Here is a 23,420-nt window from a genome sequence, read left to right on the forward strand (position 1 = left end):
TTGAAGTTCAAGTAGAACTTTAATGTTGCTCGTACTTGAAGGTTGAGGGGACCAGGTGGCCATGAACCAGAACTACCTCGCGGTGATCAAAGTTGTCGGAGTCGGCGGCGGCGGCGTCAACGCCGTAAACCGCATGATTGAGCTCGGGCTCCGCGGTGTCGAGTTCATCGCGGTGAACACCGACGCGCAGGCACTGCTCCTCAGCGATGCCGACGTCAAGCTCGACGTCGGCCGCGAGCTCACCCGCGGTCTCGGCGCGGGCGCCGACCCCGAGGTCGGCCGCCGGGCCGCCGAGGACCATGCGGAGGAGATCGAGGAGGCGCTTGCCGGCGCCGACATGGTCTTCGTGACCGCAGGCGAGGGCGGCGGCACCGGCACCGGAGCCGCGCCAGTCGTCGCACGCATCGCGAAGTCGATCGGGGCACTCACGATCGGTGTCGTCACCCGCCCGTTCAGCTTCGAAGGCAAGCGCCGCGCGGCGCAGGCCGACGCCGGCGTCAACACGCTGCGCGAGGCAGTCGACACCCTCATCGTCGTGCCGAACGACCGCCTCCTCGAGATCAGCGAGCCCGGCATCAGCATGATCGACGCGTTCGCCGCGGCCGACCAGGTGCTCCTCGCCGGTGTCCAGGGCATCACCGACCTCATTACCACCCCCGGCCTCATCAACCTCGACTTCGCGGACGTCAAGTCCGTGATGCAGGGCGCCGGCTCCGCGCTCATGGGCATCGGCTCCGCACGCGGCGCCGACCGAGCCATCAAGGCCGCCGAGCTCGCCGTCGCCTCGCCGTTGCTCGAGGCGTCCATCGAGGGCGCGCACGGCGTGCTGTTCTCGATCCAGGGTTCCTCGAACCTCGCGCTCAGCGAGATCACCGAGGCCTCCACGCTCGTGCAGGACGTGGTGCACCCCGAGGCGAACATCATCTTCGGCACCGTCATCGACGAGACCCTCGGCGACGAGGTGCGCGTGACTGTCATCGCCGCAGGCTTCGACGAGGAACCGGCCGGGCAGGCCCGCAGCGCCTCGGCCGACCGCGGTCGCCGCGCAGGCCACGTCGAAAGCATCGAGGAAGCGTCGGCCGTGAGCGCGGCGCTCGCGGGCACCGGCGCACGTGCGGCATCGAACGATGTCGCTGAGGAGACCGGCGAGTTCGGGGGAGCGCTCCAGCACCCGCCCGTTGAGGAGCAGCTGCGCGATCCCGCGTTCGACGGCGACGATGACGACGACCTCGACATCCCCGCCTTCCTGCGATAGGACGAGCACGTGAGCGTCACTGAGGCGTCCGCTGCCTACGAGGGTCTCGCCGACCGGTTGCACGCGGTGCAGGACGGGATCGCCGAGGCCTGCCGGGCCGCCGGCCGCGATGCGTCGGAGACGACGCTGATCGTCGTCACGAAGTTTCACCCGGCGAGTCTCGTCGAGGCGCTCGCGGAGCTCGGCGTCCGCGATGTCGGAGAGAACCGGCATCAGGAGGCGCGTGAGAAGTCCGCGCAGCTCGCCGGGCTCGACCTGAACTGGCACTACATCGGGCAGCTGCAGACGAAGAAGGCTCGGCAGGCCGCCCAGTACGCCGCGGCGATCCACTCGATCGATCGCGCCCAGCTCGTGGATGCGCTTGCGAGCGTCGACCGAGCGCTCGACGTGTTCCTCCAGATCAACCTCACGGACGATCCGGGCCGCGGCGGCGCGGCCCCGAGCGAGATCGAGCCGCTCACCGAGCACATCCTCGGGACCGAGTCGCTCGTGCTCCGCGGCGTGATGGCGGTCGCCCCGCTTGAGGAGCCTGCCGCGCAGGCGTTCGAGCGCCTGGCCGGCTACTCCGACCGGGTTCGCGCCCTCGCCCCGGAGGCGACGGCGATCTCCGCGGGAATGACGCACGACTACGCCGAGGCGATCGCGGCAGGGGCGACACACCTGCGAATCGGCAGCGCAATCACGGGAAACCGGCCGGATGCCCGGTAGTCTCAAGGCAAACAACCGTTGGGAGAACAGATGAGCAACCCGTTGAAGAAGACAATGGTGTTCCTCGGACTTGCCGAGGAGGGCCTCGAAGAGGAGCCGGTCGCTCAGGCCGCGCCCGAGCGCGAGCCCGCTCCCTCGGCGCAGGCCGCGGCGAAGCCCACTCAGGCGCCGCGCCCGGCAGTGGCGCCGCTTCGGCGGGTTACCCCTGTTCGCAATCAAGCACCTCAGGCAATGAACGAAATCTTTACTGTCCACCCGACGGCGTACCGCGACGCGCAGGTCATCGCCGAGAGCTTCCGCGACGGCATCCCCGTCATCATGAACCTCTCGCGCATGAGCGACGATGAGGCCAAGCGCCTGATCGACTTCTCGAGCGGTCTGACGCTCGGCCTGAACGGGCGGATCGAACGCGTGACGAGCAAGGTCTTCCTGCTGACCCCCGAGCACATCGAGGTCGGCAGCGACGAGCCCGCCAGCGAGGCCGACGGTTCGTTCTTCGTGGCTCCCACCGCATAGTGGAGATCCTCTATATCTTCACCACCGTGGTGCGCATCGCGCTACGGCTCTTCGTGCTGCTGCTCTGGGCGCGGTTCATCCTTGACTGGGTGACCGTGCTCGCGCGCGGGTTCCGCCCGAAGGGCATTCTCGCGATCATCGTCGAAGCGGTGTACATGATCACCGATCCGCCGATTCGCCTGTTCCGTAAGATTCTCCCGCCAATCCGACTCGGCCAGGTCGCCCTCGATCTTGGCTGGTTCTTGACAATGTTCGCGTGCATCATTTTGCTCAGGATTATCCCTGGCTGGGTGTAAACCCCGTAAGCTCAATGAGAGTTTGCTAGCGTTGACGTGTAGATCGCGCGAGCGATCCAACCCACAGAAAGAGATTTAACGATGGCCCTAACTCCTGAAGACGTTGTGAATCAGAAGTTCACGATCACGAAGTTCCGTGATGGCTACGATCTCGATCAGGTCGATGACTTCCTCGACACGGTCGTTGAAGAGATCCGTCAGCGCGACGCAGAGAAGCAGGAGCTGGAGGCGAAGATCGCCGAGCTCACCGCTCAGCTCGAGGAGCGCGGCCCCGTCGCCGCCGACGAGACGATCGTCGTTGAGGCGCCTGTCGCAGTGGCACCCACGCCCGCGCCCGCCGAGGAAGCTCCGGCAGCCGACGGTGCGCAGCGTCCCGATGCAATCAAGTCGAGCGCGATGCTCCAGATGGCGCTCGAGCTGCACGACAAGTACGTCAGCGAGGGCGAAACCACCCGCGACGAGCTCATCAACGCCGCGCAGACCAAGAGCACGCAGATGGTCGACGACGCCGAGCGCACCGCTCGCGAGCTCGTCGAGGAGGCGCAGAAGCGCCGCACCGACGAACTCCGCGCGCACAGCGACGAAATGGAGAAGCTCAACCAGGTCGTGGCCGAGCTCCGCGGCTTCGAGAGCGAGTACCGCTCCACGCTGCGCTCGTACATCCAGTCGCAGCTTCGCGATCTCGACAGCTCGCCCGAGCCGCTCGTGAGGCCTGAGGGCCTCGAGTAAATCGAGGGTGAAGACAACAACTTCAGCCGCAGCGGCACCAACCACCCGTCGTAGGGTGTTGGTGCCGCTGTTGCTCGTAGCAGTCGCGGCCACGGTCCTCATCAGCGACCAGATCGTGAAGAACTGGGTCGTCGCGACCCTGCCGGAGGGCGAGACCGTACCGGTGCTCGGCGGCTTCCTGCAGTGGCACTTCGTGCGCAACCCCGGAGCGGCATTCTCGATTGCGAGCGGGCAGACGTGGATCTTCACGATCCTCTCCGCGATCGTCGTCGGGGTCATCATCTGGCAGATCCGGCGCCTGCGCTCGGTGCCGTGGGCGCTGTTCCTCGGGCTGCTGCTCGGCGGCGTGCTGGGCAACCTCACCGACCGGCTCACGCGCGAACCAGGGTTCCCTGAGGGGCACGTCATCGACTTCATCCTCACGCCGTGGATGATGCCCGCGATCTACAACATCGCCGACATCGGCATCGTCAGCGGCATGATCCTGTTCGTGCTCATCACGATCTTCGGGCTGTCGATCGAGGGCGGCCGCGAGAAGCGCGGCGCTGAGGCTGAGGGCGAGGCTGAGGCTGAGGCCGCCGATCCTGAGGTGGCCGACGCTTCCGATGGTGCGGCCGACGCCGCCGATGGTGCGGCCGACGCCGCCGACGCTCCGGCGCGTCCGGGTCAGGCGCCCGGCGCAACAGAGGAAAGGTCAGCGGGTGGAACACCGTAGTCTGCCAGTGCCCGACGGGCTCGCGGGCGAGCGCGCCGACGCCGCGCTCGCGAAGCTGCTCGGGTTCTCCCGGAGTTTCGCGCAGGACGTTATCGCGGCTGGCGGCGTTGCGCTTGACGGCGAGGTTATTCCGAAGTCCGCGAGGCTCAGTGCCGGCGCCCTGCTCGAGGTGAGCTGGGAAGGTAAGGCAGAACCGACAGTCGTTCCCGTCGACCTGCCCGAGCTCGGCATTGTCTACGATGACGACGACCTCGTGGTGATTGACAAGCCGGCGGGAGTCGCCGCCCACCCGTCGCTCGGGTGGACCGGGCCGACGGTTCTCGGCGCGCTCGCGGGCGCCGGGTATCGCATCGCGACGTCGGGCCCGCCGGAGCGGCAGGGCATCGTCCACCGGCTCGACGCCGGGACGAGCGGTCTCATGGTCGTCGCGAAGAGCGAGCGCGCGTACAGCCTGCTCAAGCGAGCCTTCCGCGATCGCGAGGTCCGCAAGATCTACCACGCGGTGGTCCAGGGGCACCCCGACCCGTTCTCCGGCACGATCGAGGGGTCGATCGGCAGGCATCCCGGCCACGAATGGAAGTTCGCGGTGACGAGCGACGGCAAGCCGTCCATCACGCACTACGAGACCGTCGAGGCGTTCCCGTTCGCGACCCTGCTCGAGATTGAGCTCGAGACCGGGCGTACCCACCAGATCCGCGTCCACATGTCAGCGCAGCGCCACCCGTGCGTGGGCGACACGATGTATGGCGCCGACCCGGTGCTGTCCGAGCGCCTCGGCCTCACTCGCCAGTGGCTCCACGCGATGCGGCTCGGGTTCCGGCACCCCGGCACGGGGGAACCCGTCGAGTTCGAGTCGACGTACCCGGCCGATCTGCAGCACGCGATCGACGTCCTCGACGCGTAGTTCAGCCGCCGCGGGAGCCGCAGCGGCGGTCCCTCGGTGCTCCGAGCCCGCTGCCGCTGGCGGCGCGCGCGGGCCGCGGCGCCGACGCGAGCGCATGAGCGACCCTGGGTGTGCGCCCACGGTGGACGCGGTACCCTTGAACAGTCTTCGAAAGGGGCTCTTGAGTGTCGGATTCTGACGGTTTCGTTCATCTCCACGTGCACAGCGAGTACTCGATGCTCGACGGCGCAGCGCGCGTGAAACCGCTCATGCAGGCGGTCGCCGAGCAAGGGATGCCGGCAGTCGCGATGACCGACCACGGCAACACGTTTGGCGCCTTCGATTTCTGGAGTTCCGCGAAGGATGCCGGGGTGAAGCCCATCATCGGCATCGAGGCATACCTCGCTCCGGGGACGCACCGATCCGACCGCACGCGGGTGCGCTGGGGCGACGGCGGTGGCGACGACGTGTCCGGCGGCGGCGCGTACACCCACATGACGATGCTCTCCGAGACGACCGAGGGCATGCACAACCTGTTCAGGCTGTCGAGCTACTCCTCGCTCGAGGGCTACTACTTCAAGCCGCGTATGGATCGCGAGCTGCTGCAGACCTACTCGAAGGGGCTCATCGCGACGACGGGCTGCCCGTCGGGCGAGATCCACACCCGCCTGCGCCTCGGCCAGTACAACGAGGCGCGGCAGGCTGCCGCCGAGTTCCAGGACATCTTCGGCAAGGACAACTTCTTCTGCGAGATCATGGACCACGGTCTCGAGATCGAGCGCCGCGTGCAGAAGGATCTGCTCGCGATCGCCCGGGATCTCGGGATTCCGCTCCTCGCGACCAATGACCTCCACTACGTGCACGAGAACGACGCCGAGGCGCACTCGGCGCTGCTCTGCGTGCAGTCGGGCTCGCGCCTCGACGACCCGAACCGGTTCCAGTTCAGCGGCTCCGGCTACTACCTGAAGAGCGCGGCCGAGATGCGGCACATCTTCCGCGAGCTGCCCGAGGCCTGCGACAACACGCTGCGCATCGCGGAGCGCTGCGAGGTCGAGTTCAACACGTCGGCCAACTACATGCCGCGCTATCCCGTGCCGGAGGGGGAGAGCGAGGACAGCTGGTTCGTGAAGGAAGTGGAGAAGGGCCTCCACTACCGCTACCCGAGCGGCATCCCCGACGCGGTGCGCAAGCAGGCCGAGTACGAGATCGGGGTCATCATTCAGATGGGCTTCCCCGGCTACTTCCTCGTCGTCGCGGACTTCATCAACTGGGCGAAGGAGAACGGGATCCGTGTGGGCCCCGGCCGCGGCTCGGGCGCGGGCTCGATGGTCGCCTATGCGATGAGGATCACCGACCTCGACCCGCTGCAGCACGGACTCATCTTCGAGCGGTTCCTGAACCCCGACCGCGTCTCCATGCCCGACTTCGACGTGGACTTCGATGATCGTCGCCGCGGCGAGGTCATCAAGTACGTGACAGAGAAGTACGGCGACGAGCGCGTCGCGCAGATCGTGACCTACGGCACGATCAAGTCGAAGCAGGCGCTGAAGGACGCGTCGCGCGTGCTCGGGTTCCCGTTCGGCATGGGCGAGAAGCTCACGAAGGCGATGCCGCCGGCCGTGATGGCCAAGGACATTCCGCTCTCGGGCATCACCGACTCGGAACACCCCCGGTACAAGGAGGCGGCCGAGTTCCGCGCCGTGCTGCAGGAGGATCCTGACGCGAAGCGAGTCTACGAGACCGCGCTCGGCCTCGAGGGGCTGAAGCGCCAGTGGGGCGTGCACGCGGCTGGCGTCATCATGTCGAGCGATCCGCTCATCGACATCATCCCGCTGCAGAAGCGCGAGCAGGACGGCCAGATCGTCACGCAGTTCGACTACCCGACCTGTGAGGGCCTCGGCCTCATCAAGATGGACTTCTTGGGGCTGCGAAACCTCACGATCATCTCTGACGCGCTCGAGAACATCAGGCTGAACCGCGGGGTCGAGCTCGACCTCGAGCGGCTCGAACTCGACGATGCCCCGTCGTACGAGCTGCTCGCCCGCGGCGACACGCTTGGCGTGTTCCAGCTCGATGGCGGCCCGATGCGCGGCCTGCTGCGCCTCATGAAGCCGGATAACTTCGAGGACATCTCCGCCGTGCTCGCGCTCTACCGCCCGGGCCCGATGGGCGCGGACTCCCACACGAACTATGCGCTGAGAAAGAATGGGCTGCAGCCCATCACGCCGATTCACCCCGAGCTCGAGGAGCCGCTGAAGGACGTGCTCGACACGACCTTCGGCCTCATCATCTACCAGGAGCAGGTGATGTCGATCGCGCAGAAGGTCGCGGGGTTCTCGCTCGGTCAGGCGGATATTCTCCGTCGCGCGATGGGCAAGAAGAAGAAGTCCGAGCTCGATAAGCAGTACGAGGGCTTCTCGGGCGGCATGCACGAGCGGGGCTACAGCGACGCCGCCGTGAAGGCGCTGTGGGACATTCTGCTGCCATTCTCGGACTACGCGTTCAACAAGGCGCACTCGGCCGCATACGGCGTGGTGAGCTACTGGACCGCGTATCTGAAGGCCCACTACCCGGCGGAGTACATGGCCGCGCTGCTCACGAGCGTCGGCGACTCCAAGGACAAGCTCGCGATCTACCTGAACGAATGCCGGCGGATGGGCATCAACGTGCTGCCGCCGGCGGTCAACGAGTCGTTCGCGAACTTCTCGGCGGTCGGCGACGACATCAGGTTCGGGCTCGGTGCCATTCGCAACGTCGGCACGAACGTCGTCGAGGCGGTGCGCGAGGCCCGCGAATCGAAGGGCAACTTCGAGTCCTTCCACGACTACCTCAAGAAGGTTGCTCTGCCCGCGCTGAACAAGCGCACGATCGAGTCGCTCATCAAGGCCGGCGCGTTTGACGGCCTCGGCGGCACACGACGCGCGCTGCTCGAGATCCACGAGGCGGCGGTCGAGGGCGCGGTGAAGGAGAAGCGCGCCGAGGAGAACGGTGACGTCGGCTTCGACTTTGACAGCCTCTTCGCGGAGGCAGCGGAAGCCACCGGCGCGGGCACGGAGACGGTATCGCTGGTGCCGGAGCGGCCCGAGTGGAACAAGAAGGACAAGCTCGCGTTCGAGCGCGAGATGCTCGGGCTGTACGTGTCCGATCATCCGCTTCGCGGGCTCGAGACGACACTCGCGAAGGAAGCCTCGGCGACCGTCGAGCAGGTGACGAACCCGGATGCGAACTTCGATGGTGAGACCGTGGTGCTCGCCGGCCTCCTCACGAGCGTGCAGCACCGCACCGCGAAGTCAGGCAACCTCTACGGCATGGCGACGATCGAGGACTTCACCGGCGAGATCCAGGCGCTGTTCATGGGGAAGTCGTACCAGGAGTTCGGCCCGATGCTCCAGCCGGACTCGATCGTTGCGCTCCGCGGCAAGCTCAACGCGCGGGACGACGGCATGTCCATGCACGCCTACGGGGTGCGCGGCATCGACGCGTCCGTGCAGGACGAGGCCGGGACCCTCGCGCTCACGCTGACCGAGGCGCGGGCGACCGAGCCGCTGATGGAAGAACTTCAGTCAACGCTGAAGCGACACCCGGGCGATTCAGAGATTAGGCTAAACCTCATCACACCGCACGCCGTGCGGGTGTTTGAGCTCCGCGAGCGCGTGCGAATCTCTTCGGACCTGTTCGGTGAGCTCAAGGGGCTGTTGGGGCCGCGATGCCTCATGGATGTAGAGGAGCTTGTGTAGTGGACGAACTGCAGCGCCGGATCATTCGGGAGCTCGGCTCCCAGCCGGAGATCGATGCCGCCGCGGAGATCGAACGGCGGGTGGCATTCCTCGCCGAGTACGCAGCGGCAATCCCCGGGGTCCGCGGCTTTGTGCTCGGCATCTCGGGTGGTCAAGACTCGTCACTTGCCGGCCGGCTCGCGCAGCTCGCTGTCGAGCGTCTCCGCGAGAGCGGACGGGACGCCGAGTTCTGGGCGATGCGTCTCCCGTACGGCGTGCAGCACGACGAGGACGACGCGCAGCTTGCGCTCTCCTTCATTCGCCCAGACCACACGGTGACGGTGAACATCGCGGCGTCGGTCGACGGCATGGTGTCGGCGCTCACCGAAGCGACTGGTGAGCCTGTCAGCGACTTCAACAAGGGCAACGTGAAGGCGCGTGCCCGAATGGTCGCACAGTATGGGCTCGCGGGCGACCGCGGCCTCATCGTCATCGGCTCGGACCACGCGGCCGAGGCGATCACTGGGTTCTTCACGAAGTTCGGCGATGGCGCTGCCGACGTCATCCCGCTGCAGGGGCTCACCAAGAGCCAGGGCGCGTCGATGCTGCGCGAGCTCGACGCGCCGGACAGGCTCTGGGAGAAGGTGCCGACCGCGGATCTTCTCGACGGCAAACCCGGCGAGACCGACGAGTCCAGCCTGGGCGTGACCTACACCGAGATCGACGCATATCTGCGCGGCGAGCAGGTGTCCGATGCCGCGCGCGCGAACCTCGAGCGCCGGTTCCTCGCGACCGACCACAAGCGGCGGGTGCCGGTTGGACCACACGACGCCTGGTGGCGTGGAGAAGGAGTGAACGCATGACGACGACCTATGTGTTGGGTGGCGGCTGCTACTGGTGCCTCGACGCGGCCTACCGGGCGCTGCGCGGCGTCGTCGCCGTGCGCTCAGGCTTCGCGGGCGGCGACATGCCGAACCCGAGCTATGAGGCCGTCTGCACCGGGCTGACCGGGCACGCCGAGATCGTCGAGGTCGAGTTCGACGAGACGGTGCTGCCGCCGGCCGTGGTGCTCGACGCATTCTTCACGATGCACGACCCCCGGCAGCTCAACCGCCAAGGCAACGACGTCGGCACGCAGTACCGGTCGGTGATGTTTTACGCAGACGACGCGCAGCGCGAGCTCTTCGAGGCCGCGCGCGCTCGCGCCGACGAGGCCTGGGGCGGGGGAGTCGTGACCGAGATCGCGCCCCTCGCGACCGTCTACCCGGGGCCGGAGGAACATCAGGACTTCTTCGCGAAGAACCCGACCCAGGGGTACTGCCTCGCGGTCGCGGTGCCGAAGGTGAATAAGATCCGCGCGGGCTTCGCCGAGTACCTCGTCTAGCCGGCAATGACCGAGACCCGAGCCGCCAGCACGGAGGCGCCGACCACCTGGGTGCACGGCGCGCTCGCGCTGCGCCCGGTCGCGCTCGCGTTCAGGGTGCTCTCGGCGGTGCTCATCGTCGCCGGCATCGTCCGCATCACGGGCGTCCTCGGGCCGGACCCGAGCTGGCTGGCGTTCACGTTCTACACCGTGCAGAGCAACGTGCTGTGCCTCATCTGGATGCTCGTGCTCGTCGGCGCAACTGTCCGGGACGTGGCGACGCGCGGCCCACGCGGGCTGTCGTCGCCGTCCGCGGCATGGAGCGCGGCGATCATGATGGCGATCACGATCACGATGCTGGTCTACCTCGTGGTGCTCGTGCCCACCTCCTTCGTGCAGGGCAGCGACTACGTGCCGTTCTCGGTGACGGACAACCTGATCCACATCGTGACCCCGTGCCTGCTGATCCTCGACTGGCTGCTGTTCGTGCCGAAGGGCAGGTTGCGAACCGGCGATCCCGTGCGCTGGCTCGCGTTCCCGCTCGTGTACCTGGTGTTCGCGTTCACCTACGGCGGTCTGGGGGGAGAGTTCTCTCCGGGCCAGCGCTATCCGTACCCGTTCTTGAACGTCGAGGCGCACGGCGTCGGCGGCGTCGCGCTGTGGGTGGCGGGCCTCGGGGTCGCGCTTGCCGGGGTCGGCTACCTCTACCTTTGGCTCGACCGCGCGCTCTCGCGAGGCTCGCGTCGCGCGTAGCGATCATACCGAGGCCAGCTCCGGGGTGAAGCCGTCGGCGGAGGTGGCGCCCGACGTGGCGCCCACGGCCTTCGGCTCTGGAGGGGCCGCGACGCCGACGTGAGCGGCCCCGTCGGACGGGGCAGGTTCGGCTGCTGCCCCGCCGCCGTCGACGGCGCTGGCCTTGAGGAACCCCGAGACCCCGAAACGCACGTCGTGCCCGACGCCCTCGGCGTCGACCTCGACGGCCGTGCCGCGCTTGCCCTCGTTCTCCCAGTCGCGCAGCCGGAGCCTGCCGGCGACGACGATGCGGTCGCCCTTCTTGAACGACTGTTTCGCGTGGCGGGCGAGGCCGCGAAAGGTGTTGATCGTGAACCAGTTCGTGTCGCCGTCCGACCACTCCTTGGTCTCCGCGTCGAACCGGCGGTCGGAGCTTGCGAGCCGGAACGTGCAAAACTCGGCCCCGCCAGCTGGCGTGAAGAGCTTCGGCTCGGTGGCGATCTGACCGATGACGCTGATGTGCTGGGCCATGGTGGCTCCCTCTCTGTCTCGCAGCCAGCCGATGATGTCAGCGCTGCTTCCTCGTCGCACCCGCGCGCCGCGGGCGGCTCCCACCAGCATGGGGGTCGCGCTCGGGGCGCACGAGCGATCGCATGGTGTTGTGGACAACGACCCGCGCACGGGTGAGCCAGCGAGCCTGTGGGCGAAGCTCTCAGCATTGCTGCGGTTCCGTCAGGCCGGCTCCCCATAGACTTGGGGCATGGTTGTGAATCGAGCTCGTCGCGCTGCGGCAACGGTTGCAGGCGCTGCGGCACTGATGCTGGCTCTCAGCTCGTGTTCGCTGCTCGAGGGGCCCACGCCGGTAACGCCGGAGCGGCCGCCGGTCGAAGTCCCAGCCGAGCCCGCAACGTTCGTTCCCGGCGGGACGTCCGAGGAGAATCTGCCGTTCTTCGGCCAGGTACTCCGCGAGTACGCCGCGGGCGAGCAGCCGGTGCAGGGCCAGCCGATCGTCGACGCTCTCGTCGCCGGAGGCTTCGATAGGCAGACGATGCAGGTCTCGTTCGACGCGTCCAAGACGGGCCTCGCCGCCGACAGCATTTACGTCGCGGTTCGCACCGGCGAGAGCTGCCTGATCGGGCAGGTTTCAGCTGAGGATCGCGACGCAACCGCGGAGGTCGTCGGCGCGATCGGGCCCGACAAGAACGTCTGCCTCATCGGCCAGACGCGTCCCATCGACTGGTAGCGGTGGCGCTCGCCGGACGCCTAGCCGACGTCCCAGAGCAGCCGGTAGTACGCGATCCGATCCTGATCCGGGGCGATTCCGTACCCCTCGTACACCAGGTGATCGAACCCGGGCCCGTGGTTCCAATCGATGCTCCACGCGGCGACCGCAAGGTCGGCCCAGCGGTCGGCGACGCCGAGCGAGCCGAGATCGACGTGCGCGGCGAAGCGCCCCGCGGGATCAAGCAGCGTGTTCGGCGCGCACGCGTCGCCGTGGCAGACCACGAGCCGATCAGGATCGGGCGCCTCATGCAGCCGCCGCCGCACGCTGTCGACGGTGAGATCCCGGTAGCCGCGGTGCCAGTCGCCGGGGCTCTCGCCCGAGGCGACGCGCTCCTCGAAGCGCTCGATCCGGCCGTCGATGCCCCATTCGAACGGGCACTCGGCGACGGGGAGGGTGTCGTGCAGTCGCCGCAGCCCGGCACCGATCGCGAGAGCCGCGGTCGCGGGCTCCGCGATCCACTGCGGCTCGACGGCCGACGCGCCCGCGAACGCGCGCGTGATGAGCCAGTCGCCGTCCTCGGTGGAACCGTGGCTCAGCACCTCCGGCACGGTCGCCCCGTGCGCGCGCGCCCACGTGAGCCGGGTCGCCTCGGCGGCAAGATCCAGCTCTGGGGTGCCTGCCGGCACCCACTTCACGTAGCGGTCGCCGTCGCCTGGCGCTCCCTCGTCCCGGAACGTGAGCCCGCCGAGCTCGTTCACCCAGACGGGAACGAGGTGCCGGCCGCCGGTGAGGTCGCGCACAGGATCGGGGACGGCGACCGGTCCCGTTGGGATCTCGGCGACGGGTTCGGGTGCGTCATACATGCAGCCGAGTCTACGGAGTCGGCGCGACTGCCGCGCGGTCGCGTAAATCTGAGTTCGACCTGACCGAGAGCGGGTAGAGTAGTCGGCGATAGATTCCACCTCGTGAAGCAGGGAGTTCGGAGCGCACGCGCTTTTGAAAATATATGGCTGAATACATCTACCAAATGGTTCGCGCCCGCAAGGCAGTCGGCGAGAAGCTGATTCTTGATGACGTGACGATGTCGTTCCTTCCGGGCGCCAAGATCGGCATGGTCGGCCCGAACGGTGCCGGTAAGTCGACGATCCTGAAGATCATGGCGGGGCTCGATACCCCGTCAAACGGCGACGCCGCGCTGACCCCCGGCTACACTGTCGGCATCCTCATGCAGGAGCCCGAGCTCGACGAGACGAAGACCGTGCTCGAGAACATCGAGAGCGGCATCGCCATCAAGGGCAAGCTCGATCGCTTCAATGAGATCTCGGCGCTCATGGCCGAGCCCGACGCCGACTTCGATGCGCTGCTCGCCGAGATGGGCACGCTGCAGGAAGAGATCGACGCCGCTGACGGCTGGGATCTCGACAACCAGCTCGCGCAGGCGATGGACGCGCTCCGCACCCCGCCCGGCGACGCCGAGATCGGCCCGCTCTCCGGCGGCGAGAAGCGCCGCGTTGCGCTCACGAAGCTGCTGCTGCAGAAGCCCGACCTGCTGCTGCTCGACGAGCCCACCAACCACCTTGACGCCGAGAGCGTGCTGTGGCTTGAGCAGCACCTGCAGAAGTACCACGGCGCCGTCATCGCGATTACGCACGACCGGTACTTCCTCGACAACGTCGCGGAGTGGATCGCCGAGGTCGACCGCGGCCGGCTCATCGGCTACGAGGGCAACTACTCGACCTACCTCGAGAAGAAGGCCGAGCGCCTCGACGTGCAGGGCAAGAAGGATCAGAAGCTCGCGAAGCGTCTGAAGGACGAGCTCGAGTGGGTCCGCTCGAACACGAAGGGCCGCCAGGCGAAGTCGAAGGCGCGTCTCGCGCGCTACGAGGAGATGGCGACCGAGGCTGAGCGCACCAAGAAGCTTGACTTCGAGGAGATCCAGATCCCCGCGGGCCCGCGCCTCGGCAACGTCGTCATCGAGGCGAAGGACCTGAAGAAGAGCTTCGGCGACCGCACGCTCATCGACGGGCTCTCGTTCTCGCTCCCGCCGAACGGCATCGTCGGCGTCATCGGCCCGAACGGCGTTGGCAAGACGACGCTGTTCAAGACGATCGTCGGCCTCGAGCCGCTCGACAGCGGCGACCTGAAGATCGGCGAGACCGTGAAGATCAGCTACGTCGACCAGAACCGCGCGAACATCGACCCAGACAAGACGCTCTGGGAGGTCGTGAGCGAGGGCCTCGACATCATCACCGTCGGCAAGACCGAGATCCCGTCGCGCGCGTACGTATCGAAGTTCGGGTTCAAGGGCCCGGATCAGCAGAAGAAGGCCGGCGTGCTGTCGGGCGGTGAGCGCAACCGTCTGAACCTCGCGCTGACGCTCAAGCAGGGCGGCAACCTCCTGCTCCTCGACGAGCCGACCAACGACCTTGACGTTGAGACGCTGCAGTCGCTCGAGAACGCGCTGCTTGAGTTCCCCGGCTGTGCCGTGGTTATCACGCACGACCGGTGGTTCCTCGACCGCATCGCGACGCACATTCTCGCGTACGAAGGCACCGACGAGAACCCTGCCGACTGGCACTGGTTCGAGGGCAACTTCGAGGCGTACGAGGCGAACAAGATCGAACGCCTGGGCGCGGAGGCGGCGAAGCCGTCACGCAGCCACTACCGCAAGCTCACCCGCGACTAGCGCGTGACCGAGTGCCCGCAGGCGAGTCCTGCGGGCACTCGTGTTTTGCCACCCGTCGCCTCCCGCGAAAGGACCGCACCTTGGCTCGAGCCCACGTCACCCTGCCCCTGCGCTGGGGCGACCAAGACGCCTACGGGCACGTCAATAACGTCGTGTTCGCCCGCCTGCTCGAGGAGGCCCGCGTGCGGGTGCTCTGGCTCGGTGCGGCGGCCGAACCCACCGGGCTCGAACAGCACTTCCAATCGAATATCGCGGGCGGGCCGAAGATGCTCGTCGCGAGCCAGTCGATCGAGTTTCTCAGCGTGCTCGAGTACTCCGAGCAACCGGTCACGGTGGAGCTCTGGATCGGCAAGCTCGGCGGCGCGCACCTTGAGATCCACTGCGAGATCGTCGACGGCGCGGCGGCCGGGCGCTCCGTCGTCGCGCGTGCGATCACCGTCGCGGTGATGGTCGACGGCGACACGCTAAAGCCCGCACGCCTGAGCCCCGCGGGGCGCACGGCCGTCCGCGCCTGGATGGACGAGCCGCTCGTCCTTGGGCGCGGCTAGCGGCACACCGTCCTCCGGTGGTCGCTACCGGGGAAGCCGGATCATCGACTCCTGCGAGACACTCGCGACGAGCGCGCCCGAGCGATCGTAGAAACGCCCGTGGGCGAGCCCGCGGCCGCTCTGCGCGGTCGGCGACTCGAGTTCGTACAGCAGCCACTCGTCGACGCGGAACGGCCGGTGGAACCACATGCTGTGATCGAGACTGGCCGCGCTCATCCCCGGCGTTGCCCAGGGGATGCCGTGCCGGCGCGCGACAGGCTCGAGCAGCAGGTAGTCGGAGGCGAACGCGAGCGCCGCAGAGTGCAGCGCCTGGCCGCCGTCGAGGGGCTCGCGGCTCTTGAGCCACACCGCCTGACGGCTGCTGGGCTCGCCGGCCTCGACCAGGATGTCGCCCTCAACGTGGCGGAAGTCGAACGGCCGGTTGAGCACCCACGAGTTGCGGCGCTCGCCGGTGAGATGGCCGTACTTGTCCCACACCGACGGGAGATCCTCGGGCTGCGTGATCGCCGAGGTGTCGAGGCCCTCCTGGTGATCGAGCCCCTCTTCGCGCCCCTGGTACGAGGCGATCAGTGACATGAGCACCTGACCGTCCTGGTAGGCCTGCGCGCGCCGCGTCGAGAACGACCGGCCATCGTGGAGCCGCGCGATCTCGAATGTCATCGGGGTGTGGCTGTCGCCGGGGCGCACGAAGTACCCGTGCATCGAGTGGATCTCGCGCCCCGCGGGTGCAGTCAGCCCCGCGGCCATCAGCGCCTGCCCGAGCACCTGCCCGCCAAACGCCCGGCCGTGCGGGGTGGGCATCGCCGGACCGGTGAAGATGTCGTAGTGGGTGCGCGCCTCCGTGTTTGCGAGCGCAAGCATCTCAGCGAGGTTCGGGGCAGGAATCTCGTCGCCGTGTGGAGTCTTCGCCGCATCAGTCATAGGCCTCAGTCTATGTCGCAGCCGTGCCGAGGGAAGCAAGCTCGCGGCTGCCGTCAATCTTCCGCCGATAGGCTGAGGGCGATGACCGCACAGATTTTGACCCTAGGCCTCGCAGACCAGCACACCCGGGACGACCTGCAGAACTATCTGTCGCGCCTCGCCCGCCTCGGCGAGGCCGAGGTGCGGCTGCAGACCCGCGGCAGCGCGCTCGCGGTCTACGGCTGCACCCAGGCGCCGGCCGGGATTATGGACGAATCGCCCGTCGTGCTCGTGATGCGGGCGTTCCCGCTTGCGGCGGCGCCCGCCGAGCCAGTCGACACCGTCGTGGAGGTGCGTTCCCTCACCGACAGGCTCGCCCGCGCCGAGTCCGGGCTCGACCTGGCGCTGCCCGACGTGGAAGTCGCCGCCGCCTGGACCGGCGTGTTGCCGCCGATCGCGGGCTGGGAGGCGCGCGGCGAGATGGACGCGGGATCGCTCGCCGTCGTCGCAGCCGAGGGGATGGCTCGCGTCGCCGAGAACGTTCCAGCCGACGCGGGCGACCCCGTCGTGCAGAAGGTGCGGAGGGCCGTGTGGGGGAGCGAAATCGCCCCCGGAATCCCCGCCGCAGCCGCGTTCGCGGCCGAGGGTCTCGGCTTCCTGTCGGGCATCGATCGCCTGACAATTTCGGGCACGCGCGCGTGGACAAGACTGAGCAGTCGTAACGGACACGTCATCTTGCGCCGCGGCGTCGGCCTCATGAGCTAGAATAGACGGGTCTATCTAGAGGAGTTAATTCATGGCTAATGTCAACGGCATCATCGACCCACCGATCGACGATCTGCTCGACAAGGTGGACTCGAAGTACGCTCTGGTCGTTTTCGCTGCTCAGCGCGCGCGCCAGATCAACGACTACTACACCGATCTGCACGACGGAAACCTGTTCGACAACGTCGGGCCCCTCGTGGACTCGTCGGTTGACGACAAGCCGCTGTCGATCGCGCTGCACGAGATCGTCGAGGGCAAGCTGCAGATGACGCCCAAGGCGTAACTGCTCGCACTGTCGGTGGCGCCGGATACCCTCTAGGTACCGGCGCCACAGCCATTCTGGGGCCACGTGGTTCGGCCCAATTCATTACTATTCGAGGAGCATCCGTGCTGCGTCAGTTCACGTCCGAGTCCGTCACCGAGGGGCATCCCGACAAGATTTGCGATCGCATCTCTGACTCGATCCTTGACGCGATGCTTGAGCAGGATCCGGGGGCGCGCGTCGCCGTCGAGACGCTCGTGACGACCGGGCTCGTGCACGTCGCCGGCGAGGTATCCACGAGCGGGTACGTCGAGATCCCGCAGCTCGTGCGTGACGCGATCCGCGGGATTGGCTACACGAGCTCGGAGATGGGCTTCGACGCCTCGTCGTGCGGCGTCTCGGTGTCGATCGGGCAGCAGTCGCCCGACATCGCGGGCGGCGTCGACGTCTCACTGGAGGCGCGCGAGGCCGGCGACGACGACGCGCTGAGCGCGCAGGGCGCCGGCGATCAGGGCATCATGTTCGGCTTCGCGACTGACGAGACCCCCGAGCTGCACCCGCTGCCAAGCTGGATCTCGCACCGCCTCGCTGAGCGACTCACTGAGGTCCGCAAGAGCGGCATCATTCCCGAGCTCCGCCCCGATGGGAAGACCCAGGTCACCATCGGCTACGACGGTGACCGCCCCGCCTCCATCGAGGCTGTCGTCGTGTCGACGCAGCACGCGGCGAGCCTGTCGATCCCGGCGCTGCGCGAGGCCGTCGCCCGCGAGGTCATCAATCCGGTGCTCGAGCAGGTCGATCTGCCGCGCGCCGACGCCAAGTTCTTTATCAACCCGGCCGGTCCCTTCGTGATCGGCGGCCCAATGGGCGACGCCGGCCTGACCGGCCGCAAGATCATCATCGACACCTACGGTGGCGCGAGCCGCCACGGCGGTGGCGCGTTCAGCGGGAAGGATCCGTCGAAGGTCGACCGTTCGGCAGCCTACGCAATGCGCTGGGTCGCGAAGCACGTGGTGCGCGCGGGGCTCGCCCGTCGGGCGGAGCTCCAGGTCGCCTACGCGATCGGACGTGCGCACCCGGTCGGGCTCTACGTGGAGACCTTCGGCACGGAGACCGTGCCGACCGCCGTCATCGAGGCCGCCGTGCGCGAGGTGTTCGACCTGCGTCCGCTCGCGATCATCCGCGATCTCGAACTGTTGCGCCCGATCTACGCGCAGACGAGCGCCTACGGCCACTTCGGCCGCGAACTGCCCGACTTCACGTGGGAAGCGACGCCGCGCGTCGCTGAGCTGCGCGCAGCCGCAGGGCTCTAGTTGAGGCGGCGGCGTGTCGGCCGGTGAGCTGAGCGACGTCCCCGCCGACGCGGAGCACGGCGAGTCGGCCGCTCCAGCCACGGAGGAGCCGGCCGCTCCCGCGTCGACGTGCAGCTGTCTCGACGCCGAAGCGCCAAACGGGCGTGCCGTCGCCGAGGTGCTGCTCGATTCGGCGCTCCCGCAGCTCGACCACCTGTTCGACTACGCCGTCCCCGAGGAGCTCGCGGGCGAGCTGCGGGTCGGCCAACGCGTTCGCGTGCCGTTCCGCAACCAACAGCGGAAGGCCTTCGGGTACGTCATCGGGTTCGCCGAGACGAGCAGCTTCGGCGGTGAACTGTCGCCGATCGCCGACATCGTGAGCCCGGTCCCGCAGCTCACGCCCGAGGTCTGGCGGCTTGCCCGCGCGGTCGCCGACCGTGCCGGCGGCTCGGCGGGCGACATTCTGCGTCTCGCGATCCCAGGCAGGCAGGTGCGCGTCGAGAAACAACACCTCGCCGCCGCCGGGACGCCGCCCGAGGCGTCAGCGCACGCGCCAGCCGAACCACTTGACGCCGACTCAGCGGCCATCGCCGCCAGGCTCGTCACTGGCGAGCGGCTCGCGCTCACCGCGACGCACTCGCCCGAACGGCTGTCGACAGGTGAGTGGGTTGGCGCCTGGGCGATCCGGCTCGCCCACGTCGCGATGGCGGTCCATGCCGCGGGCAAGAGCGCGATCGTCGTGCTCCCGGACTACCGCGATCAGGATCAGCTCCAGAGTGCCCTCGCCGCCCTCGGCGCCGCCGACGTGCTCCGCGTCGACGCGAGGCAATCGAACGCCGAGCGCTATGGCAGTTTCCTGCAGGCGCTCGACGGGGTGGCTCGGATTATCATCGGGAATCGCTCCGCCGTCTATGCTCCGGCGCACGAGCTTGGCGCGATCCTGATCTGGGACGACGGCGACCCCGTCCTCGCCGAGCCGCTCGCGCCCTACGTGCACGCACGCGACGCGGCGCTGGTGCGCGCCGAGCAGTCGGGCGCCGGGCTGTTCTTCGCCGCGCACGCCCGCAGCGCCGAGGTCGAGCGGCTGACCCTCATCGGCTACGTGCAGGACCAGGTGAACCCGCCCAGGCGCACCCGCGTCATCCACGCCGATCAGTCGATCGCGCCGGACGCGTTCGCCGGACGCGTGCCAGACTTCGCGGCGAAGACAATCCGCGAGGGGCTCCGGACGGGACCCGTGCTCGTGCAGGTCGCGACGCCCGGGTATGCGCCCGTGTCGGTGTGCGGCGACTGCGGCGACCTCGCCCGGTGTACTGCTTGCGGCGGCCCGATCGGGTTCCGCACGGCCGGAACTGCCGCGTGCCGGTGGTGCGGGCAGCACGCAGGCGGGTGGGCGTGCGCAGGCTGCGGCGGCAACCGGCTCGCCGAACGCGGCATGGGATCGGCCCGGACGGTCGAGCAGTTCGAACGCCAGTTCCGCGGGTTTCGCGTGCTGCTCTCCGACGGCGACCACCCACGCGAGCGCGTCGACGCGAGACCTGCGATCGTGGTCGCGACACGCGGGGCCGAACCGCTCGCGGCTGGCGGGTATCGGGCGGTCGTGCTGCTCGACGCGGAGCGGCTGCTGAGCCTCGAGAACCTGCGCGCCGGCGAGGACTGCCTGCGGTGGTGGGAGAACGCTGCCGCGCTCGCCGCGCCTGACGGGGTCTGCCTCATGGCCTCCGGCGGCGGTCCCGTGGTGCAGGCGTTCGTCACGGGGCGGATCGACGAGTGGCTGCACAGCGAGCTCCGCGACCGGCAGGCGCTCAGGTACCCACCCGCCGTGCGGGTCGCGAGCGTGACCGGCGGTTCCGCCCAGGTCGATCGTGCGCTCGCGGCGCTCCGCACTCCGGACACGTTGGCCGGCGTCGAGGTGCTCGGGCCGACGCCCGTTGCAGCGTCCGACCCCGCCGCGCGCGGAGCCAAGCTTGTTCGGGCGATCGTGCGGTTTGAGTATGCGCGGGGGAGCGACGTCGCGAAGCGCCTCCGTGGTGCGCTCGTCTCGGATGCGGCCGGGGCCTCGTCTCGCCAGAAGGGGCGCGCCCCCGGGCGGGCCGTCCCCGAGGCGCTGAGGCTGCGGTTCGATGACCGCGGCGTGTTCGACGGGTAGGTCGGGCCCGCGGGGCGGCACGGCGTGGCGTTCCAGGGTCCCGCCCCTTCCCGTGCCCCCGAGCGCGACTTTCTCTACGGTTTGACGTAGTTCGAGAGGCGCAACTACGTCAAACCGTAGAGAAAGTCTGGCGGGTGGTGGCTGGCGGGGCGGGTGCTGGCGGGTGGGAAACCCGGGGGCCTGCCCCGAACGCCGCTTACTTCGACTGCTGCGCGAGGCGCTCTGCGACGAAGTCCACGTCCTTGTCGCCGCGACCCGACAGGTTCACGATGATCACGGCATCGGCGGGGAGCGTCGGGGCCAGCTTCACGGCGTGCGCGACCGCGTGCGACGACTCGAGCGCAGGGATGATGCCCTCGGTGCGGGTGAGCAGCTGGAACGCATCGAGCGTCTCCGCATCGGAGGCGGTGACGTACGTTGCGCGGCCGAGCTGCTCGAGCCGAGCATGCTGCGGGCCGACTCCGGGGTAATCGATGCCCGAGGCGATCGAGTGCACTGCCGAGGGCTCGCCGTTCGCGTCCTGCAGCACCTTCGTGTGCATGCCGTGCAGCATCCCGGGGGTGCCGAGCGTCATCGTCGCAGCGTGACGGCTGCCCTCGAGGCCCTCGCCGGCGGGCTCGACGCCGATGATGCCCACGGCCTCGTCCTCGAGGAACGCGTCGAACAAGCCCATCGCGTTCGATCCGCCCCCGACTGCCGCGATGAGGTAGTCGGGAAGCTTGCCCTCAGCCTCGAGCACCTGCGCGCGCGCCTCCCGGCCGACGACCGACTGGAAATCGCGCACCATCGACGGGTACGGGTGCGGCCCGACGACCGAGCCGATCGCAAAGAAGTACTCTTCGGGGTTCGCCGCGTACACGCCGAATGCCGAGTCCACGGCCTCCTTCAGCGTCTTGCCGCCCTCCTCGACGGAGACGACCTTCGCGCCGAGCAGCTCCATGCGCACGACGTTCGGGTGCTGCTTGGCGACGTCGATGGCGCCCATGTGGATCTCACAGTCGAGCCCGACGAGCGCCGCGGCGGTTGCCAATGCGACGCCGTGCTGGCCGGCGCCGGTCTCGGCGATGACCTTCGTCTTCCCCATGCGCTTCGCGAGCAGCGCCTCGCCGAGGCAATGGTTGATCTTGTGCGCGCCCGTGTGGTTGAGGTCTTCGCGCTTGAGGTAGATCTTCGCGCCCCCGAGCTTCGCGGTGAGGTTCTCAGCGAAGTACAGCAGTGACGGACGGCCGACGTACTTCGCGAGTAGCGCCTGGTACTGCTCTTGGAACGCGGGATCCGCGCTGGCCTTCGCGTACTCGCGCGCGACCTCGGCGATGGGCTCGACGAGGAAGGGCGGCAGCGGTGCGCCGCCGAACTCGCCGAAGAAGCCGTGCTCGTCTGCGCGGTATGGCGAGACAGTGGTGGTCTGAGTCATGAGTGGAGATCCTTCGTGGTCACTGAGTGTGTGTCTGAACGCCACTCGTGAGACAAAAAACACCGCCTCCGAGAGGCGGTGTCGAGGTGCATGCAGATGCGTGAAGAGTGACCGCCCTAGGTGTACTGACCCGGAGGGTTGTTGACATAGGAGAGACCTTCGTTGTCGAGTTGGAGCTGTCTAGTTCCCCTACTCGCTCAAACGAAGGTCTCTCATGTCTCACGCTAATGCCCGGCTCGCTCCTGCCGGTAGAATGATCCTGGTCCAACGCATTCAATCGGGTCGCCCTGTCGCTCATGTTGCCTCGGAGATGGGAATCTCGCGCACGACTGCGTGGCGGTGGTGGCGCAGGTTCCAGGAAGCCGGGGTTACGGGATTACGGGATCGGTCGAGCGCGGCCAGGTCGCATCCGCGGCGCACTCCCGGATGCATGGAGACCCGGGTGCGGATCGTGCGCGCGCTCACCAGACGTGGCCCGGTATTCATCGCGGGCAAGCTCGGCATGCACGCCTCGACAGTCGGGCGGGTGCTGCGTCGCCATCACACCCCGTTGTTACGTGAACTTGATCCCGTGACTGGGATCAGGATCCGTGCGGAACGACGGTCCGCGAACCGATACGAACACGAGTATCCGGGCTCGTTGATCCATATCGATGTGAAGAAGCTCGGCCGTATCCCTGACGGCGGTGGGTGGCGGCTCCATGGGCGCAGCGAACGTCCGAACCGGAAACGAGGACAAGGGTACGACTACGTCCACACCGTGATCGATGACCACTCTCGTGTCGCGTATGCCGAGATCCACGACGACGAGAAAGGCGTGACCGCGGCCGGTGTCCTTGAACGCGCGATCGGGTTCTACGCGTCGCTTGGGGTACGTGTTGAGCGTGTCATCAGCGATAACGCGTTCGCGTACCGGCACTCCGCCGCGTTCAGAGACGTCGTCACCCAGCACAGTATTCAGCACCGGTTCATTCGCCCGCACTGTCCCTGGACCAATGGGAAAGTCGAACGCCTCAACCGCACTCTCGCGACAGAGTGGGCGTACGCGAGACCCTGGACTTCTAACGACGAACGTCGAGCAGGATTGACGGCCTGGCTTGACTACTACAACCTAGACAGAGCTCACCTCGGCATCGACGGTCAAACTCCCATCGACCGAGTCAACAACGGTCGAGGTCAGTACACCTAGGCGGCCCACCACTGAATCACGATCTGCATGTGGCGAGTGTAGCACCAGCGGCGCGCGCGTGTCACCCGTGGTCGCTA

At 67.9% G+C, this 23,420-nt stretch carries 23 protein-coding genes; 19 read left to right on the forward strand and 4 right to left on the reverse strand.

What is annotated here, in order from left to right:
• Positions 1-55: 55 nt before the first annotated feature.
• From ftsZ to BJ960_RS06745, 11 genes are all read left to right on the forward strand, one after another.
• Positions 56-1,255, forward strand: coding sequence for a cell division protein FtsZ (ftsZ, locus tag BJ960_RS06695; RefSeq protein WP_121078482.1), 1,200 nt, complete (start codon positions 56-58; stop codon positions 1,253-1,255).
• Positions 1,256-1,264: 9 nt separating this feature from the next.
• Positions 1,265-1,963 (forward strand): YggS family pyridoxal phosphate-dependent enzyme, encoded by a 699-nt coding sequence (locus tag BJ960_RS06700; RefSeq protein ID WP_307814753.1) that lies wholly within the window; start codon positions 1,265-1,267, stop codon positions 1,961-1,963.
• A gap of 30 nt (positions 1,964-1,993) precedes the next feature.
• Positions 1,994-2,479, forward strand: coding sequence for a cell division protein SepF (locus BJ960_RS06705; protein WP_121078480.1), 486 nt, complete (start codon positions 1,994-1,996; stop codon positions 2,477-2,479).
• A complete protein-coding gene (locus tag BJ960_RS06710) occupies positions 2,479-2,775 on the forward strand; it encodes a YggT family protein (RefSeq protein ID WP_121078478.1) in 297 nt (98 codons plus the stop codon). The genes BJ960_RS06705 and BJ960_RS06710 overlap by 1 nt, the downstream gene beginning before the upstream one ends.
• An 81-nt stretch (positions 2,776-2,856) precedes the next feature.
• On the forward strand, positions 2,857-3,504 hold the full coding sequence (locus tag BJ960_RS06715) for a DivIVA domain-containing protein (RefSeq protein ID WP_121078476.1): 648 nt from the start codon (positions 2,857-2,859) through the stop codon (positions 3,502-3,504).
• Positions 3,505-3,565: 61 nt separating this feature from the next.
• Complete coding sequence (lspA, locus tag BJ960_RS06720; protein ID WP_185986727.1) at positions 3,566-4,219, forward strand: signal peptidase II; 654 nt, start codon at positions 3,566-3,568, stop codon at positions 4,217-4,219.
• Complete coding sequence (locus BJ960_RS06725; RefSeq protein ID WP_185986728.1) at positions 4,206-5,123, forward strand: RluA family pseudouridine synthase; 918 nt, start codon at positions 4,206-4,208, stop codon at positions 5,121-5,123. The genes lspA and BJ960_RS06725 overlap by 14 nt, the downstream gene beginning before the upstream one ends.
• 215 nt (positions 5,124-5,338) lie before the next feature.
• On the forward strand, positions 5,339-8,839 hold the full coding sequence (gene dnaE / locus BJ960_RS06730; protein ID WP_221936424.1) for a DNA polymerase III subunit alpha: 3,501 nt from the start codon (positions 5,339-5,341) through the stop codon (positions 8,837-8,839).
• Positions 8,839-9,681: an ammonia-dependent NAD(+) synthetase gene (gene nadE, locus BJ960_RS06735; protein WP_307814754.1), complete on the forward strand. Its 843-nt coding sequence runs from the start codon at positions 8,839-8,841 to the stop codon at positions 9,679-9,681. Before dnaE ends, nadE begins: the two co-directional genes overlap by 1 nt.
• Positions 9,678-10,202, forward strand: a complete 525-nt coding sequence (gene msrA, locus BJ960_RS06740; RefSeq protein ID WP_185986730.1) for a peptide-methionine (S)-S-oxide reductase MsrA — start codon at positions 9,678-9,680, stop codon at positions 10,200-10,202. Before nadE ends, msrA begins: the two co-directional genes overlap by 4 nt.
• A gap of 6 nt (positions 10,203-10,208) precedes the next feature.
• Complete coding sequence (locus tag BJ960_RS06745) at positions 10,209-10,934, forward strand: Pr6Pr family membrane protein (RefSeq protein ID WP_185986731.1); 726 nt, start codon at positions 10,209-10,211, stop codon at positions 10,932-10,934.
• A 3-nt stretch (positions 10,935-10,937) separates the two neighbouring features.
• Here BJ960_RS06745 and BJ960_RS06750 read toward each other — a convergent pair whose 3' ends face one another.
• Entirely contained in the window at positions 10,938-11,444 is a 507-nt protein-coding gene (locus tag BJ960_RS06750) for a single-stranded DNA-binding protein (protein WP_185986732.1), read from the reverse strand.
• 229 nt (positions 11,445-11,673) lie between these two features.
• On the opposite strand from BJ960_RS06750, the gene BJ960_RS06755 reads away from it, so the two are divergent.
• Complete coding sequence (locus BJ960_RS06755; RefSeq protein ID WP_185986733.1) at positions 11,674-12,156, forward strand: DUF6993 domain-containing protein; 483 nt, start codon at positions 11,674-11,676, stop codon at positions 12,154-12,156.
• 20 nt (positions 12,157-12,176) lie between these two features.
• Here BJ960_RS06755 and BJ960_RS06760 read toward each other — a convergent pair whose 3' ends face one another.
• Entirely contained in the window at positions 12,177-13,001 is an 825-nt protein-coding gene (locus tag BJ960_RS06760; RefSeq protein WP_185986734.1) for an aminoglycoside 3'-phosphotransferase, read from the reverse strand.
• Positions 13,002-13,144: 143 nt separating this feature from the next.
• Between BJ960_RS06760 and ettA the strand changes: the two genes are divergently transcribed.
• Both ettA and BJ960_RS06770 read left to right on the forward strand, forming a co-directional pair.
• Positions 13,145-14,824 (forward strand): energy-dependent translational throttle protein EttA, encoded by a 1,680-nt coding sequence (gene ettA / locus BJ960_RS06765; protein WP_185986735.1) that lies wholly within the window; start codon positions 13,145-13,147, stop codon positions 14,822-14,824.
• An 80-nt stretch (positions 14,825-14,904) separates the two neighbouring features.
• Positions 14,905-15,372: an acyl-CoA thioesterase gene (locus tag BJ960_RS06770; protein ID WP_185986736.1), complete on the forward strand. Its 468-nt coding sequence runs from the start codon at positions 14,905-14,907 to the stop codon at positions 15,370-15,372.
• Between the two features lie 24 nt (positions 15,373-15,396).
• On the opposite strand, the gene BJ960_RS06775 is transcribed toward BJ960_RS06770, so the two are convergent.
• Positions 15,397-16,293: an acyl-CoA thioesterase gene (locus tag BJ960_RS06775; protein ID WP_185986737.1), complete on the reverse strand. Its 897-nt coding sequence runs from the start codon at positions 16,291-16,293 to the stop codon at positions 15,397-15,399.
• Between the two features lie 81 nt (positions 16,294-16,374).
• On the opposite strand from BJ960_RS06775, the gene BJ960_RS06780 reads away from it, so the two are divergent.
• From BJ960_RS06780 to BJ960_RS06795, 4 genes are all read left to right on the forward strand, one after another.
• Entirely contained in the window at positions 16,375-17,037 is a 663-nt protein-coding gene (locus BJ960_RS06780) for a DUF8185 domain-containing protein (protein WP_121078452.1), read from the forward strand.
• A gap of 31 nt (positions 17,038-17,068) precedes the next feature.
• Complete coding sequence (gene rpoZ, locus BJ960_RS06785) at positions 17,069-17,320, forward strand: DNA-directed RNA polymerase subunit omega (RefSeq protein ID WP_119279365.1); 252 nt, start codon at positions 17,069-17,071, stop codon at positions 17,318-17,320.
• A gap of 107 nt (positions 17,321-17,427) precedes the next feature.
• On the forward strand, positions 17,428-18,612 hold the full coding sequence (metK, locus tag BJ960_RS06790) for a methionine adenosyltransferase (RefSeq protein WP_185988189.1): 1,185 nt from the start codon (positions 17,428-17,430) through the stop codon (positions 18,610-18,612).
• Between the two features lie 13 nt (positions 18,613-18,625).
• Entirely contained in the window at positions 18,626-20,740 is a 2,115-nt protein-coding gene (locus BJ960_RS06795; protein WP_307814755.1) for a primosomal protein N' family DNA-binding protein, read from the forward strand.
• Positions 20,741-20,936: 196 nt separating this feature from the next.
• Here the strand turns inward: BJ960_RS06795 and trpB are convergent, their stop codons facing one another.
• Positions 20,937-22,154 carry a tryptophan synthase subunit beta gene (trpB, locus tag BJ960_RS06800; protein WP_185986738.1) on the reverse strand — a complete coding sequence of 406 codons (1,218 nt, stop codon included), beginning with the start codon at positions 22,152-22,154 and terminating at the stop codon, positions 20,937-20,939.
• A 214-nt stretch (positions 22,155-22,368) separates the two neighbouring features.
• On the opposite strand from trpB, the gene BJ960_RS06805 reads away from it, so the two are divergent.
• Positions 22,369-23,343 carry an IS481 family transposase gene (locus BJ960_RS06805; protein ID WP_185986739.1) on the forward strand — a complete coding sequence of 325 codons (975 nt, stop codon included), beginning with the start codon at positions 22,369-22,371 and terminating at the stop codon, positions 23,341-23,343.
• The last annotated feature ends 77 nt before the right edge of the window (positions 23,344-23,420 follow it).

The sequence above is a fragment of the Leucobacter aridicollis genome, from assembly GCF_013409595.1.
In the GTDB taxonomy this organism is placed as follows: Bacteria; Actinomycetota; Actinomycetes; order Actinomycetales; family Microbacteriaceae; genus Leucobacter; species Leucobacter aridicollis.